The 15,111-nt window shown below is 67.9% G+C and carries 12 protein-coding genes; 2 read left to right on the top strand and 10 right to left on the bottom strand.

Features of this window, described 5'->3' with window-relative positions; translation table 11 throughout:
- Positions 1-69 precede the first annotated feature (69 nt).
- Positions 70-783 (bottom strand): ferredoxin--NADP reductase, encoded by a 714-nt coding sequence (locus ABD022_RS01305; RefSeq protein ID WP_343819664.1) that lies wholly within the window; start codon positions 781-783, stop codon positions 70-72.
- Positions 784-869: 86 nt separating this feature from the next.
- Between ABD022_RS01305 and ABD022_RS01310 the strand changes: the two genes are divergently transcribed.
- A complete protein-coding gene (locus ABD022_RS01310) occupies positions 870-2,840 on the top strand; it encodes a sensor domain-containing diguanylate cyclase (RefSeq protein WP_343819666.1) in 1,971 nt (656 codons plus the stop codon).
- 23 nt (positions 2,841-2,863) lie between these two features.
- Here the strand turns inward: ABD022_RS01310 and ABD022_RS01315 are convergent, their stop codons facing one another.
- The 4 genes from ABD022_RS01315 to ABD022_RS01330 are packed head-to-tail and all read right to left on the bottom strand — an operon-like array spanning position 2,864 to position 7,419.
- Positions 2,864-3,631 (bottom strand): DeoR/GlpR family DNA-binding transcription regulator, encoded by a 768-nt coding sequence (locus ABD022_RS01315; protein WP_325127198.1) that lies wholly within the window; start codon positions 3,629-3,631, stop codon positions 2,864-2,866.
- A 1-nt stretch (position 3,632) separates the two neighbouring features.
- A complete protein-coding gene (locus ABD022_RS01320) occupies positions 3,633-5,330 on the bottom strand; it encodes an ABC transporter permease subunit (protein WP_343819668.1) in 1,698 nt (565 codons plus the stop codon).
- 8 nt (positions 5,331-5,338) lie between these two features.
- Positions 5,339-6,349, bottom strand: a complete 1,011-nt coding sequence (locus ABD022_RS01325) for an ABC transporter ATP-binding protein (RefSeq protein WP_325127203.1) — start codon at positions 6,347-6,349, stop codon at positions 5,339-5,341.
- 53 nt (positions 6,350-6,402) lie between these two features.
- Positions 6,403-7,419, bottom strand: coding sequence for an ABC transporter substrate-binding protein (locus ABD022_RS01330; protein ID WP_325127205.1), 1,017 nt, complete (start codon positions 7,417-7,419; stop codon positions 6,403-6,405).
- Positions 7,420-7,628: 209 nt separating this feature from the next.
- On the opposite strand from ABD022_RS01330, the gene hisN reads away from it, so the two are divergent.
- On the top strand, positions 7,629-8,429 hold the full coding sequence (hisN, locus tag ABD022_RS01335) for a histidinol-phosphatase (RefSeq protein ID WP_325127207.1): 801 nt from the start codon (positions 7,629-7,631) through the stop codon (positions 8,427-8,429).
- A 29-nt stretch (positions 8,430-8,458) separates the two neighbouring features.
- Here the strand turns inward: hisN and ABD022_RS01340 are convergent, their stop codons facing one another.
- The 5 genes from ABD022_RS01340 to ABD022_RS01360 all read right to left on the bottom strand — a co-directional run bounded on the left by ABD022_RS01340 (position 8,459) and on the right by ABD022_RS01360 (position 15,046).
- Entirely contained in the window at positions 8,459-9,919 is a 1,461-nt protein-coding gene (locus ABD022_RS01340; protein WP_325127211.1) for a M81 family metallopeptidase, read from the bottom strand.
- A gap of 44 nt (positions 9,920-9,963) precedes the next feature.
- The gene (locus ABD022_RS01345; RefSeq protein WP_325127213.1) at positions 9,964-11,127 is read right to left on the bottom strand and encodes an iron-containing alcohol dehydrogenase; all 1,164 of its coding nucleotides are present in this window, start codon (positions 11,125-11,127) and stop codon (positions 9,964-9,966) included.
- A 12-nt stretch (positions 11,128-11,139) separates the two neighbouring features.
- Complete coding sequence (locus tag ABD022_RS01350; protein WP_343819670.1) at positions 11,140-12,525, bottom strand: aldehyde dehydrogenase family protein; 1,386 nt, start codon at positions 12,523-12,525, stop codon at positions 11,140-11,142.
- A gap of 19 nt (positions 12,526-12,544) precedes the next feature.
- Positions 12,545-13,927, bottom strand: coding sequence for a glutamine synthetase family protein (locus ABD022_RS01355; protein ID WP_325127218.1), 1,383 nt, complete (start codon positions 13,925-13,927; stop codon positions 12,545-12,547).
- A 72-nt stretch (positions 13,928-13,999) separates the two neighbouring features.
- Positions 14,000-15,046 carry a TRAP transporter substrate-binding protein gene (locus ABD022_RS01360; protein ID WP_325127220.1) on the bottom strand — a complete coding sequence of 349 codons (1,047 nt, stop codon included), beginning with the start codon at positions 15,044-15,046 and terminating at the stop codon, positions 14,000-14,002.
- Between the last annotated feature and the right edge of the window lie 65 nt (positions 15,047-15,111).

Here is a 15,111-nt window from a genome sequence, read left to right on the forward strand (position 1 = left end):
GTGCGGAGAGACTATTTAGACTACCATGGCCGCGCGCCGGGCGAGGACGGCGGCATGAGCGCCATGGTGTCAGTAGCCATGGAAGGATTCGTCGAGGATGTCTTCATCGGGAACGCCGGCCTCGGCCAGGCGCAGGCGGATTTCCTCGACCATGGCGGGCGTGCCGGTCACATGGCACAGGGGGGCGTCCAGCCCTTGCAGGGCCTGCCGCAGCATGGCCGCGTCGATCCGGCCGTGCAGCCCGTCCCAGCCGCTATCGGCCGGGCCGGTCAGGGTGGCCATCAGGCGCAGGCGCGGATGCCGTTGCGCCAGCGCGCGCAGTTCGTCCAGGAAGGCGGCCTGTTCCCGGGTGCGGTTGGAATACAGCAGCAGGAAGGGCCTGCCGGAATTCCGATGGGCGGCGTCGCGCAGCATGCTGATGCAGGGCGTGATGCCGATGCCCCCGGCCACCAGGACCAGCGGCCGGCTCTCGTCGGCCGGCGGGGTCAGCTTGCCGTAGGGTCCGCTGAAGCGCAATTCGGCGCCGGGTTGCAGTTGCGCCAGGGCCTGCTTGAATGCAGTGGCGCGGATGCGGGTGGCAATGCACAACTCGTCCTCGTGCGGGGCGCTGACCAGCGAAAAGGTATGCCGCAGGGCAGGCGCATCCGGTGCGTCCGACGGCAGAGTCAGCGCAATGGTCTGGCCGGGCTGGAACCGGAAGTCCCCGGGCTTGCGGAAATGCACCGCGACGGTGTCGCGTGCGATCGGGTCGATGCGCAGCAGGGCGGTGGGCCAAATGGCCATGATGTTCTCCTTGGATCGATCCCCTGCCGGCGGGATTTGATCCATAATCTGGTCGGAATGCCCGGCATGGGCTGGTCATTCCTTGGATGCGAAAAAACAATAATACGTTTCACATCTGTGTCAAGGAGACTGATCTGTCGGTGTGCGGCCGGATAGCCCTGGGAGCGCGCAGCAAGGCGGTGCCGCCGGGCGTGCGTGCCTGGTGGCAGCAGGCGTGCATTGCCGCGTTGATCGGCATGCTGCTGCTGTCCTTGCCGGGGGCATCGCGCGCCTTCGCGGCTGTGTCCGGCAATGCCTGCCCCACCCTGGATCTTGCCTTCGGGCAGCCCGACGTGCCGTCCCTGCCGCACCTGTGCTTCCTGCAGGACGAAACCCAGGCGCTCGGGCCGGACGACGTCCTGGCCGGCCGGCTGCCGATGGATCGCCGGGACGCAAGCGAGCTGGTGTTCCGGCACAACCAGTCTGCCTACTGGGTCTATGTGCCCTTGCGCAACCTCGAGCGTGCGCAGCGGGTCTGGTACCTGCAGCTCGACTACCCGTTGCTCGACGAGGTCGATGCCTGGGTCTACGACCTGGACACCGGTCCCGGGGCGGCACCGGTGCTGCTCGACATGGAGCGCATGGGGGATTCGCGCCCCTTCGACGCGCGGCCGGTGCGCCATCGGTTGTTCCTGCTGCCGCTCGAATTCGGGCCGCTGCAGTCGCTCGCGGTCGTCCTGCGGGTCCGCAGCAGCGGCGCGATCAACGTGCCCCTGTCCCTGCACTCGGGCGGCTCGGCCATCGGTTGGGCCCAGGATCAGGGCCTGAGCCAGGGCATGTTCCTGGGCGCGCTCGTCCTGCTGGCCCTGTTCAACGCCGCACTCTACCTGCGGCTGCGGATCCGCCAGCCCCTCTACAACGCGGCCTACATCGTCTGCGCCGGCCTGTTCCTGGCGTCCATGTCCGGCCTGTCCTTCCAGTATCTCTGGCCCGGCTGGCCCTGGCTGGCCAACCGCTCGGTGCCCCTGACCGAAACCCTGGCCATTCTCAGCCTGCTCTGGTTCACGCGGCATTTCCTCGGCATCGATCCCGACCGGTGGCCACGCCAGTCACGCTTGATCCGCCTGCTGGCCCGGGCAGGCGTGGCGCTGTTCGCGGTCAGCCTGTTCGTGCCCTATGCGCTCATCATCAAGATCGACACGGTCTATGCGCTGGCCTGCATGGTGGCGATGTTCGGCCTGGGCCTGCGCCACCTGCGCCGGGGCGAGCGCGCCGCCCGCTGGTACGTGCTGTCCTGGCTGGTGTTCTTCGCCGGTTACCTGGCCTACGGACTGGCGGCCTTTGGCTATATTCCCGGGTTCATGGCGCAGGAGCGCTGGATGCAGATCGCCCTGGGCAGCCAGATGTTCCTGCTGACCTACGCCGAAGTCATGCAGCTGCACGACCTGATGGACCGGGCGCTGGGCATCGAGGCCACGGCGCGCAGTTCCCTGCAGCACGAGGTCCGGGCTCGCACCGAAGACCTGCGCGCCGCCATGGGGGCGCTGGAACGGGCCAACCGGCAGCTGCGCGATCTGACCTTGCACGATCCCCTGACGGGCCTGCTCAACCGGCGCGGCCTGGACGAGGCGCTGGATCAGTTCGCCAAGTCCGGGGAGCCGGCCGCGCGCGGGGTGCTGGTCATCTTCGACCTGGACCATTTCAAGCGGGTCAACGATGTCCATGGGCATGATGCCGGCGATGCCGCGCTGCGCTGGGTCGCCGAGGTCCTGGTCAACCTGCTGCGGCGCCGTTCGGACGTGCTGGCGCGTTTCGGCGGCGAGGAGTTCGTGGCGCTGCTGGCGGCCACTTCGCTCGAAGATGCGCGCATCCTGGCCGGAAGCGTGCTGGATCATGTGCGGCGCCATCCCGTCGATCTCGGAGACGGCGTGACGATCCCGCTGACCCTGAGCGCCGGCGCAGCCGAATGGAGGCCGGGCGACACGCCCCAGTCGCTGTTCCGTCGCGCCGACGAGAATCTGTACCGCGCCAAGGCGTCCGGGCGGGACCGGCTGGTGGCCGACGGCGCCGCGGGCTAGCGTCGCGGCACCGCTTCCTCATTTCACGAGACCAGCACGACTTCGCCGACTTTTTTCCGCAGGGCCTCGAAGCCTTCCGTCTGCCGCGCCTGATGGTTGCAGAACAACCGGCCGATCCGTTCGGGCGGGCAGTAGGTTTCGCGGCTGGATGCGCCGATCTTGCTGTGGTCGGCCAGGATCCAGGTCTCGGCGGCGCCTTCCGACATGGCGCGGGCGATCAGCGCTTCGTCGTGCAGGAAGCTCGCGGCGCCCTGGCGGGCATTGACGGCCACCGGTGACAGCAGGGCGATGTCGGCATGGAAGGTCTGGATCTGCAGGATGGTCGAGGCGCCCGAGGTCGAGGACAGCGCGGTGTTCAGCACGCCCGGCAGGATGATGATCTGGTTGTCGGTGCTGCCGGGGTTTTCGGTGAAGCAGGCGGCCGCGCTCAGCGAGTTCGTGATCAGGGTCAGGCCGCTCAGCCGCGCCAGTTCGCGGGCCAGCAGGGTGGTGGTGCTGCCCGCGTCCATGAACAGGGTGACGGGAGGACGCAGCCGCTGGGCCGCGGCGCGCGCGATGGCCTGCTTGGCCGCGATGTGGATGGTGTTGCGCTTGTCGATGGGCGGCTCGTCGCTCAGGTAGACGGCGCCCCCGTGCACGCGCTGCAGCAGGCCCAGCGCTTCCAGCGCCAGGAAGTCGCGGCGCACCGTTTCCCGGGAAACGCCCAGCTCGCCGATCGCATCCTCGGTCGTGATGCGGCCGTGGCGCTGCAGCAGCATGCGGATTTTCTGGTGGCGCGCTTCGGACCACATGTCAGCTCGTTCCGGAGGAAAGATTGGGGCGGAAATAATAAACCAGCGTGCGCATCATCAGCATCGCGGCCGAGACGACCAGGATGATGATGGTGGAGAAGGCCGCGGCCTGGGATACGAAGCCCGCTTCGTTCAGGTGCATGACCGAGACGGCGGCGACGTTGAGCTGGGGCGTGACCAGGAAGATCACGGCCGACAGGGTCACCATCGAGCGCATGAACAGGAAGAAGAAGACCGCCAGCACGGTCGGCGCGATCACGGGCAGGATGGCGTCTCCCATGACGTGGTGCATCTTGCCGCCCAGGCAGGCGGCGGCTTCCTCCAGGGCCTGGGGCACCATGCGCATGCCGGTGGCCATCGTCAGGAAGCCCTGCGTATGGTAGTGGTAGAAATTGCACAGCGCGATCAGCAGCGCGCTGCCGTACAGCCAGTGAAGGGGATAGTGCGGGTCGTTGAAGGTGAAGATGTACGACAGGCCCAGCACCAGCCCCGGCACGCCCACGGGCAGGACCGACAGCAGGTAGATGGCCTGGGCCAGGCGGCCCTGCAGGCCGCGCACGCCGTAGGCCAGCAGGAACAGCAGCACGATGCCGATCAGGGCGGCCGCCACGGACACGTACAGCGAGGTCCAGATGGGCTGGTAGCCGCTGGCGATGTTCACTTTGAAGTTCGCCAGCGTCAGGGTCATGTCATAGGGCCATAGCTTGACGAAGCTGGCGAACACCACCACGGCGATGATCGCCCAGATGGCCGCCGCCGTGGCGTAGGTGACCAGGCCCAGCAGGACGTCGCGCCCGCGCGACGCGGCGGGGTCCAGCGGAATCCGGTTCTCGGAACTGCCGCCGAACTGCTTCTGGGATGCCACCCGCTCGATGTAGACCGACAGCAGGGCGGGCAGCAGCAGGATGATGCCGACGACCGAGCCCATGCCGAAGTTCTGCTGCCCGGATACCTGGCTGAAGATTTCCGTGGCCAGCACACGGTAGTCGCCGGCGATCACGGCGGCGTTGCCGAAGTCGGTGATCGTGATGGTGAAGACCACGAAGGCGGCGCTCAGCAGGCCGAACTTGCAGTTGGGCAGGGTGATGTCGAAGAACTGCTGCCGCGGGGTGGCGCCCATCACGGTCGCGGCGTCGTAGTAGCGGGCATCGGCGTTGCGCAGCGCCGCCTGGATGATCATGATGGCCTGCGGCAGGGCATAGAACACGTCGGAGATCAGCAGTCCCCAGTAGCCGTAGATGTTCTGCTCGATGCCGGTCCACTGGTAGAGCAGGCCATTGCGCCCCAGCAGGAACAGCAGGCCCAGGCCCTGCACCAGCGAGGGCGCCAGCAGGGGCAGCAGCAGGCTCAGGCGCACCCAGGGCTTGAGCCAGATGCGGCTGCGCTCGAGCGCGTAGGCGATGGGGAAACCCAGCAGGATGCAGACCAGGGTCGTGCTCAGGCTGATGGACAGGCTGTTGATGCCCGCCGTCACCAGCCCGGGCGTGGAAGGAATGGCTGCGTAGTTGTCCAGGCCCAGCGTGCCGTCCCACAGGACGAAGCTCTGCCAGAAGATCGTCAGCAGGGGGTAGCCGAAGAAAAGGATCAGCGCCAGGGTCGGAATGGCGACGCAGACCCGGGTCAGCCACTGCTCGGGGGTGCCCGTCAGGCGCGGATGGCGCAAGCCGGAAGCCGGAACCGCCGCGGAGGAATGAGGCATGGCGTCTCCTAGGCCGTGACCCAGCAGCCGTGCGCGGGATCGATGGTTGGCCGGACCCGGTCGCCTTCGCGGTATGCGGACGCCGCGTGCTGCTCGACGCGCAGGTCCATGTCGCCCCAGCGCAGCGTCATGCGGCACAGGTTTCCCAGGAAGGTCACCGCGCCGACCGTGGCCGGGCCATTGGCGTCGGCCGCCAGGCGGATGTGCTCCGGCCGCACGCACAACAGCCATCGGGACTCGTCCGCCGGCGGCGGGTGGGCGGCCAGCATCTCGGGCGCATGCCGGCGCGTCCAGTCGGCAGACAGCAGGTTGCTCAGGCCGATGAAGTCCGCGACGAAGCGGGTGCCGGGTTCGTGATAGAGCTGCCAGGGGGATCCGACCTGCTCGATGGCGCCGTTGTTCATGCAGACGATGGTGTCGGCCAGCATCAGGGCTTCTTCCTGATCGTGCGTCACCATGATGGTGGGGATCTTCAGGCGGCGCTGGACTTCGCGGATTTCGTGGCGCATTTCGTTGCGCACCCGCGCGTCCAGGGCTGAGAGCGGCTCGTCCAGCAGGATCAGGCGCGGGTTGACGGCCAGGGCCCGGGCCAGGGCCACGCGCTGTTGCTGGCCGCCCGAAAGCTGCCAGGGAAACCGCTCGGCCATGTCGGGGATGCGGATCAGCTGGAGCAGCTCGTCGACGCGGGCCGCGATCCGTGCGGGGGGCTCGCGCCGGATGCGCAGCCCGTAGCCGATGTTCTCGCGCACGGTCATGTTCGGGAACAACGAATAGGACTGGAAGACGATGCCGAAGTTGCGGCTGCGCGGCGGCATCTGCCCCAGGTCCTGTCCCGAGAACAGGATCTCGCCGCCATCGGCCTGCAGGAGCCCGGCGATGATTCTCAGCAGGGTCGTCTTGCCGCAGCCGCTGGGGCCCAGCAGGCAGACGAAATCGTGCGGTCCGACGCTCAGGCTGATGTCCTTGAGCGCCTGGAAACCGTCGAATGACTTGTGGACATGGGAGAGTTCCAGGCTCATGCGGGCTCCGGGGTGCGGCGGGCCGGCCGCGCAGGCGGCGCGGCCCGGGGCGGTCAGCGGGCGGTCATCTGCTGCCAGGTCTTGAGCGTTTCCGCACGGCCGGCGGCCGACTTCTCGAAGTCGATCGGGAACAGGACCTTGCCCACATCCTGCGGCAGGCCGGCCTTGATCAGCTGTTCGGAAGGCTCGACGCCGGGGATGGTGACGATTTCCTTGTATTTCTTGTACAGGGCGGCGGCCTCCGGCGACAGCGTCCAGTCGAGGAAGCGCTTGGCGTCGTCCGGGTTCCGGGTGCTCGACAGGATGCCCGAGGCTTCCAGCTCGTAGCCTTCCCAGTCGGACGGGATCACCATCTTGATCGGGAAGCCGGCCTCGATGGATTGCATGGCGGGGAAGGCGAAGGAAATGCCGATGGTGTATTCGCCGGTGCGCGCCATCTTGCAGGGCTTGGAGCCGGAACTGGTGTATTGGGCGATGTTCATGTTCAGGCGCTTGAGCAGGTCCCAGCCCTTTTCATCGCCCAGCCCTTGCAGGATGGCGGCGATCTGCAGCCAGCCCGTGCCCGAGGCGGCCGGATTGGGCATGACGAGCTCGTCCTTGTAGACCGGCTTGGTCAGGTCTTCCCAGGACGCCGGCATGGGCAGGTTCTTGGACTTGAGGCGCTCGGTGTTGACGCAGAAGGCCGCCATGTAGCCGGTGGCTGCGAACCAGGTGCCGTCCTTGCCGCGGTAGATGGGCGCCAGCTGCTTGGCGGCGGCCGGCTCGTATTGCATCAGGGCGCCGTGGATGCGGGGATCGAGCATGTTGGTGACGGCGAAGCCCCAGATCACGTCGGTGCGCGGGTTCTTGGCTTCGGCCAGCAGCCGCGCCGCCATGTCGCCGGTGGACAGGCGCAGCACGTGGAATTCGACGTCCGGCATGGCGGTTTTGGCGGCCGCCATGTATTCGGTGACCTCGTCGTCTTCCAGGGCGGTGTAGATGGTCAGTGGCTTGGCCTGGGCCGAGTGGATGAGGCCGGCGCCGGCAAGCGCGATCGCCGCCGCGAGGGCCCTTTGTGTGGAATGTCGCATGTGTGTCTCCTGCTGTCGTGGTGTAAGCCGGTCTGTGCCGGATCGGAAGGAGATTCGCGGCGGCTGCAGGGGTGGCGTATTGCGGCCGTGCCAACGAGCCGGGGCGCCTCGTGTTGTTATTTTGTGGAAATTTGCAAAATCATGCAAGAGTCATCAGAATACTTTTTCACCCGGCCTTCGCCGCCGGTCAACCGCCACGGGAGCCCGCGATGCCGATGACTCAGACCGTACCGCCCTGGACCGACGAGGTCCTCGATTTCGCCCAGGACCTGGCGGGCCAGGCGCGCGCCATGGCCCTGCGGTGGTTCCGCCATCGGCCCCGGGTCGAAACCAAGGCCGACGCCAGTCCCGTGACCGTGGCCGACCGCCAGGTCGAGGAATTCCTGCGCGCGGAAATCGGCCGCCGCTATCCCGACCACGGCCTGCTCGGCGAGGAATTCGGCATCCAGGATGGCGAGGCGCCGGTCGTGTGGTCGATCGACCCGATCGACGGCACTCGCAGCTTCATTACCGGCAATCCCCTGTGGGGCTGTCTGCTGGCCGTGCTGCACGAGCAGCGTCCCGTGTTCGGCATCATCGACGTGCCATGCACGGGGGAACGCTGGGTGGGGGTGCGCGGGCGCGGCAGCTGGCTCAACGGCGAACGCTGCCGCACGCGGACGGGGTCCAGGCTGCAGGACGCCATCCTCCAGACCACCTCGCCGGACCTGTTCGCCGGCGAGGATGCCCGCGCGTTCGAGCGCCTGAGTTCGGCGGTTCACCTGCGGCGTTTCGGCGGCGATTGCTATGCCTATGCCTTGCTGGCGAGCGGCACGGTCGATCTGGTGGCCGAGGCCGGCCTGATGCCCTATGACTATCTGGCGCTGGCGCCGGTGATCGAGGGCGCCGGCGGCGTCATCACCGATTGGCGGGGCGGGCCCCTGGGCCCCCGTTCCGACGGCCGGGTGCTCGCGGCGGCCAATGCCGATCTGCACCGCCAGGCCCTCCGGATCCTGGCGGCGGATGCCTGACGGCGCCTGCCGCCGGCGACCGGGCCGCATCACAGGATCTCCACGCCGGGACGCAGGCGCCTGAACGTCAGGTCGTGCAGGTCGGCCGTGTTCGCGCCGGGCGCCTTGACCATCAGGATTCCGTCGGCCAGGGCGGCGAAGTCGGCCCGGAAGTGGACCGAGCTTTTCAGCACCAGGATCCGGTAGTCCCGGGGATCGGCGCCCAGGTGCCTGAACATCGCCTGGTCGGCGGCCTGCTGCTTGCGGCTGGAAATCAGGATGTCCACGCCGTCCCGGCGTACGCGGACCATGGAACCCAGGTCCATGCGGCAGCCCAGGTAGAACGGACCCGTGCCGACGAAGCGGCCATCGCCCAGTGACAGGATCTCGAACGGCCCCGGCACCGGTTCTTCTCCGGGAAAGCCGCGCCCTCCCAGGGGCCGGTCGATGCGTGCGCCCACGCCCAGGGTATGCGCTTCGCGCGCAAAGGCCGCGTCGCACAGGACAGCCACGCAGGCCTGCCCGATGCCTCGGTCCAGCAGCGCGCGCAGCGTGCCGGTGGTGTCGCCGGATCCGCCGCCGCCCGGATTGTCCTGGGTGTCGGCCAGGATGTAGCGCCCCGGCCTCCGGTGTGCCAGCGCGTCCAGGGCTTCGCCGGGGGCGTACAACCGCCCCGTGAACGAGCGCCGCCGCGCCTCGACTTCCGCCGCCAGCGTCCGGACGGCTTGGTCGGCCTGCTCGAGATTCCGGGCGTAGGCCAGGACGCTGGGCCCGGATGCGGGCGTGTCCGACAGGGGAAAGCCGGGGATGAACTGCACTTCGGGGCAGTCGTCCGTTTCGAGAGCGCCCGCGGCAGCCATCAGGACCCCGGCCGGCTCGCCGTCCAGCGTGCACTGCCAGGGCATGGACACCAGGAAATCCAGCTTGCGCCAGGCGGCAAAAAAGGTCTCGCCGGCCAGAAGGCGCTGCATCATCCGTGCCGCTCGCTGCCCGGTTTCGGCCATGTCCACGTGGGGATAGCTGCGATAGGCGACCATGGCCTGGGTCCGGTCCACCATGGCCTGGGTGACGATGGCGTGGAAATCCAGCGCGGCCACGTAGGGCAGCGCCGGCCCGGTCACGCCGCGCAGGCGCCGCAGCAGTTCGCCCTCGGCGTCGTCCAGGCTCTGGGTGACCATCGAACCGTGCAGGTCCAGGAACAGGCCGTCCAGGGCCTGGCCGCGCAGGCGCGTTTCGATGCGGGCGGCGATGGCCTCGAAGGCTGCGTCCGCGACCGGGCCCGAGGGGTTGGCCGAACACCAGAGCAGCGGGACAATTTCGTGCCCGGCCGCCCGCATGGCGGCGATGAAGCCGCTGACCGCCAGGTTCATGTCCCGTGTCGCTTCGATGATCGCGTCGCCTTCGGTCAGGCCCGGCCAGGCATCGGCCTCCTCGAAGCGGTCCAGCCCCGTGACGTCCGGGGCGAAGGTATTGGTTTCGTGCAGGAAGCCGAGCACGCCGATCCGGGCCATGGCGATGTCCTTGAGTCGGGGGTTCCGGATGCGCGGGGGCGGCGCTACAAAGTGCCGTCGATCGCGTCGCGCAGTATCCGGTCGTATTCCTGCGCTGTATAGGGAATCGGGTTGGTGGCGGCCGAGCCGTCCTTCACGGCGAGTTCACCGACCCGGCCCACCGCGTCGCCCGGGATGCCGATGGCGGACAGGGCATGCGGGATGCCGATGGCTTCGCGCAGGGCCAGCACCCAGTCCAGCACTGCGCCGAAGCCGGGCCGGGGCAGGTCGAGATAACGCGCCAGGCGCGTCATCGTGCCGGTGATCGCCGGCTCGTTCGCCTTCAGGACATACGGCATGAGAATGGCGTTCAGCGTCCCGTGATGGGCGTCATAGAGCGCGCCCAGCGGGTGGGCCAGGGCGTGCATGGCGCCCAGCCCCTTCTGGAATGCGGTGGCGCCCATGCTGGAGGCAACCAGCATGCAGTGGCGGGCCTCCAGATCCGTGCCGTCGTCGACCGCGCGTTTCAGGTATTCGTGTACCAGGCGGCTGCCTTCCATGCCGATGCCCGTGGCCATCGGATGATGCACCGGCGAGCACAGGGCTTCGAGATTGTGCGACAGGGCGTCCATGCCGGTTGCGGCGGTCAGGCGGGGGGGCAGGGCCGTGGTCAGCTCGGCGTCCAGGATCACCAGGGCGGGCAGCATGCGGGCATGGAAGATGATGCGCTTGACGTGGGCGTTCTCGTCGGTGATCACCGATGCGCGGCCCACTTCGGAGCCCGTCCCGGCCGTCGTGGGCACGGCCACGACGGGCACCATGCCGGCGACATTGACGCGCTTGTAGTTGTCGCCGATGTCCTCGAAATCCCAGAGCGGGCGGGTCTGGCCGACCATCAGGGCGATGGCCTTGGCCGCGTCCAGCGCCGAGCCGCCGCCGAAGGCGATGACGCCGTCGTGGCCGCCCGCGTGGAAAGCCGCGACGCCGTCGTCCACGTTCTGGCCGGTGGGGTTGCCCTTGATGCGGGAAAACAGGCCGCAGGCCAGGCCCGCATCGCGGCAGGATTGCACGGCCCCGGCGATGATGGGCAGGGCGGCCAGGCCGGGGTCGGTGACCAGCAGGGGGCGATGCATGCCCAGGTCCTTGCACTGTTGCGGCAGTTCGCGGATCCGGCCCGGGCCGGCCTTGATGGCGGTGGGGTAGTTCCAGTTGGCGGTCAGTTCGGTCATGGTGATGCGCTCCTAGAGTGCGCGCAGGTGGTAGGACTTGACGCGCGTGAGCATGTGATAGCCGTAGATGGATAGTGAAATGCCGTGGCCGGTGTGCTTGACGCCGGTCCAGGCCAGGGCCGGGTCCAGGTAGTCGCAGCGGTTCATGAACACGGTCCCCGTCTCCAGCTGCTGCCCCAGGTGGCGGGCGGCATCCATGTCCCGGGTGAAGATCGCCGCCGTCAGGCCGTAGCGGCAGTCGTTCATCAGCGCCACCGCCTGTTCGTCGGACGCCACCGGCATGATCCCGACCACCGGGCCGAAGCATTCTTCGTTCATGACCGGCATCTCGTGGCTGACCTGCGTCAGGATGCTGGGCGCCAGGTAGGTGCTGCCGGGCAGCGCCATGGGAAAGCGTCCCGGGTCCACGCAGTCGCGCGCGCCCATGCCGATCGAGCGGGTCAGCGTGGCGCGGATTTCCTCGGCGGCCTTCAGCCGCACCACGGGCCCCAGGTTGATGTTGGGGTCCAGGGGGTTGCCCAGCCGGTATTGCTCTGCCAGGGCCACGGCCCGGTCCACGAAAGTCCGGTAGTGGGACTGGTGCACGTAGATCCGCTGGATGCCGCAGCATGACTGGCCGGAATTGAAGAAGGCGCCGTCCACCAGGGTTTCGACCGCCTGGTCCAGGTCGGCGTCCTCGCGCACGTAGGCGGGGTCGTTGCCGCCCAGTTCGAGTCCCCGGCCGATGAACCGGCCGGTGGCGGCCTCTTCCACCGCCGCGCCGCCGCGCACCGACCCCGTGAAGGCCACGTAGTCGACGGCTGGCGACTGGATCAGCGCGCGGATGGTGTCGTGCGTTGCATGGACATACTGGAACAGCCCTGCGGGCAGGCCCGCGTCGGCAAAGGCCTGGACCATCTGCTCGGCGCACAGGGGCGTCTGATCCGAGTGCTTGAGGATGACGGCGTTGCCGGCCGCAAGCGCGGGCACGATGCTGTTGACGGCGGTCAGCAGCGGGTAGTTCCATGGCGCGATGGTCAGCACGACGCCGACCGGCTCGCGCTCGATCGAGCGGTGCAGGTTGTCGCGCACCGGCAGGCCCAGCGGCGCCAGGGCTTCTTCGGCGATTGACAGCATGTAGCGGCCGCGCTCGGCGAAGCCGCGCAGTTCGCCCGGCGACTGGCTGATCGGCCGGCCCATCTGCTCGGTGATGGAGATGGCGAATGTTTCCGTGCGCGCCACGACCTGGTCGATGGCCTTTTCCAGCAGCGCCACGCGCGCGGACAGCGGTTGCTGCGCCCAGTCGCGCTGGGCCCGCCGTGCCGCCAGGGTGATGCGTTCCAGGTCGGCGGCGGTGGCGTGCGGCCGGCGCAGCAGTTCTTGCCCGTCGATGGGGCTGATCGTGATGAGTTCGCTCATGGTGGGGCGCCTGCTCGGCTCAGATGATTTCGAAATAGCGCTGGAGTTCCCAGTCGGTCACGTACTCGCGGAATTTGCGCTCTTCCCATTCGCGGGTGGACGCCAGGTGTTCCACGAACACGTCGCCGAACAGCTCCCGCGCGGCCTGCGACCGGCGCAGGCGCTGGGCGGCATCCCAGAGCGTGTGGGGAAACTTGATGTCGTCGGGGAACTGCTGCGCGTAGGCGTTGCCGGAAGTGAAGGCGGGCTCCAGTTCCTGCTCGATGCCCAGCAGTCCCGAACCCAGGGCCGCGGCCAGGGCGATGTACGGGTTGGCGTCGGCCGAGCCGATGCGCACCTCGATGCGCTGGGCCTTGGGGCTGCCCGGGATCACCCGCAGCGCCGTGGTCCGGTTCTCGATTCCCAGGCTGGCTTCCAGCGGTGCCCAGTATCCGGGCACCAGGCGGGTGTAGCTGTTGATGGTCTGCGCGTACATCGCCATGAATTCGGGCATGTAGTGCTGCAGGCCGGCGGCGAAATGCCGCTGCGTGCGACTCATGGTGTGCTCCGCCGCGGGGTCGTGGAAGACGTTCCTGCCGGTTTTGCGGTCCGCCAGCGACAAATGGATGTGGCCGCTCTGGCCGGAGCAGTGATGCGACCATTTGGCCATGAAGGTCGCCATCAGGCCCTGCTGTTCGGCCAGGGCCTTGGTGAATGTCTTGAACAGGAACCCCTTGTCGGCTGCCTGGCCGATGCGGTCCACGGCGATGGCGGCTTCCAGGACACCCGGCCCGGTCTCCGTGTGCAGGCTCTCGATCGGGATGTCCATGCGTTCGCACAGGTCCATCAGTTCTTCGTAGAAGTCCGCATGGACGGTGCTGCGCAGGACCGAATACCCGAAGTTGCCGGGCGTCCAGTTCCTCAGGTTGCGGTATTGCTTTTCGCGGACGGAATCGGGCGTCTCGTCGAACATGAAGAATTCGTATTCGAGCGCGGCGTAGGCATCGAAGCCCATGGCGGCGGCGCGGTCGATCACGCGATGCAGCAGGCGGCGCGGGCAGACGCCGGCCGCGGGGCCGTCGAGTTCCGCAATGAAGAACAGCATGTCCTCGCCCTGGGCGTTGCGCTCGAGCGGCAGGCGGCGGCAGGAACGCGGGTCGATGCGGGCGGGGGCGTCCGGGTAGGCGGTGTGCCAGCCGGTGAAGGCGGTGTTGTCGTAGAGCTCGTCGTTGGAATCCCAGCCCATCACGACATCGCAAAAGGCGAAGCCGTGCTTCAGCGAGCTGATGAACTTGTCCTTGCGCATGTACTTGCCGCGGATGACGCCGTCGATGTCGGACAGCCCCAGCTTGATGTGCGTGAGGCTGCTCTGCTCGACCAGCGCAATGGCCTCGTCTATGGTCTGGATGGATCGCTCTTGCATGATGCACCTTTGTGCCGTGTCGATGAACCGGGGGGCGTCGCACGGGCAGCCCCCCGGACCTGAAGATCGGAATCAGGCGAAACGGTACGGAGGGCCGGCCTTGGCCATGACTTCCGTGTATTGCTTCAGGATGCCGATGACCTTGGCATCGCGGGGGCTCTTCTGGGCGATTTCATCCCAGAACTTGTGGGCCTCGGTTTCCACCGCCTTCCATTCCGATTCGGGGATGGTGGTCAGTTCCAGTTTCCCGCCCTGGGTGCGGTAGTGGGCCTCGCCCCACCAGTACCAGTGCTGGCGGTAATAGTGCGAACTGTCCATGCACAGCTGGAACAGGGTCTTCAGGTGGTCGGGCACCGCATTCCACTTTTCCGTGTTGGCGATGTAGGAGCCCGCCCAGGCGCCCGATACGTTGTTGGTCAGGTAGTATTTGGTGACGTCCGCCCAGCCCACGGTATAGACCTCCGTGATGCCCGACCAGCAGACGCCGTCGAGCTCGCCGGTCTGCAGCGCGACCTGCACGTCCTCGTAGGGCAGGGTCACCGGCACGACCCCCAGGCGCGACAGGAAGCGCCCGCCGGTCGGAAAGGTATACAGCCGCAGTCCCTTCAGGTCCGCCAGCGATTTGATCGGCCGGGTCGTCGCCATGTTGCAGGGGTCCCAGGCGCCCGTGCCCAGCCAGGTGACGTTCTCGACTTCGCTGTAGGCTTCCTTCCAGATGTCGTTCAGGCCGTACCAGTGCCACAGGGCGGGCACGTCCAGGCTGTAGCGCGACGCCAGGGGGAAGTAGGCCGCGAAGATCGCGACGTCGACCGGCGCGGCCATGGAATCGTCGTCGCTCTGGGCGGCGTCGATGGTGCCTTTCTGGACGGCGCGAAAGAGCTCGCCCTGCGGGACGAGCTGGTCGGCCGTGTAGAGCTCGATCTCCATCTGGCCGTTGGCGGCCTGGTTGAAGGCGTCGATGGACGGCTTGATCACGTGGGCGGCCAGGGCCGGGCCGGCATAGGTCTGCAGCCGCCACTTGATGGGGGCCTGCGCGCGCACGACGGCGGGGGCCGCGATGGCGCCGGCGCCCAGGGCGGCGCCGCCGGCCAGCTTCAGGAATTCTCGTCTTTGCGTCATTGTCTCTGTCCTCCGGAGGGTAGGGGCAGCGCGCCGCGCCGTGCTGTCCCGCGTGATGACCCAGT

The sequence above is a fragment of the Castellaniella daejeonensis genome (genome assembly GCF_039523555.1).
In the GTDB taxonomy this organism is placed as follows: domain Bacteria; phylum Pseudomonadota; class Gammaproteobacteria; order Burkholderiales; family Burkholderiaceae_B; genus Castellaniella; species Castellaniella daejeonensis.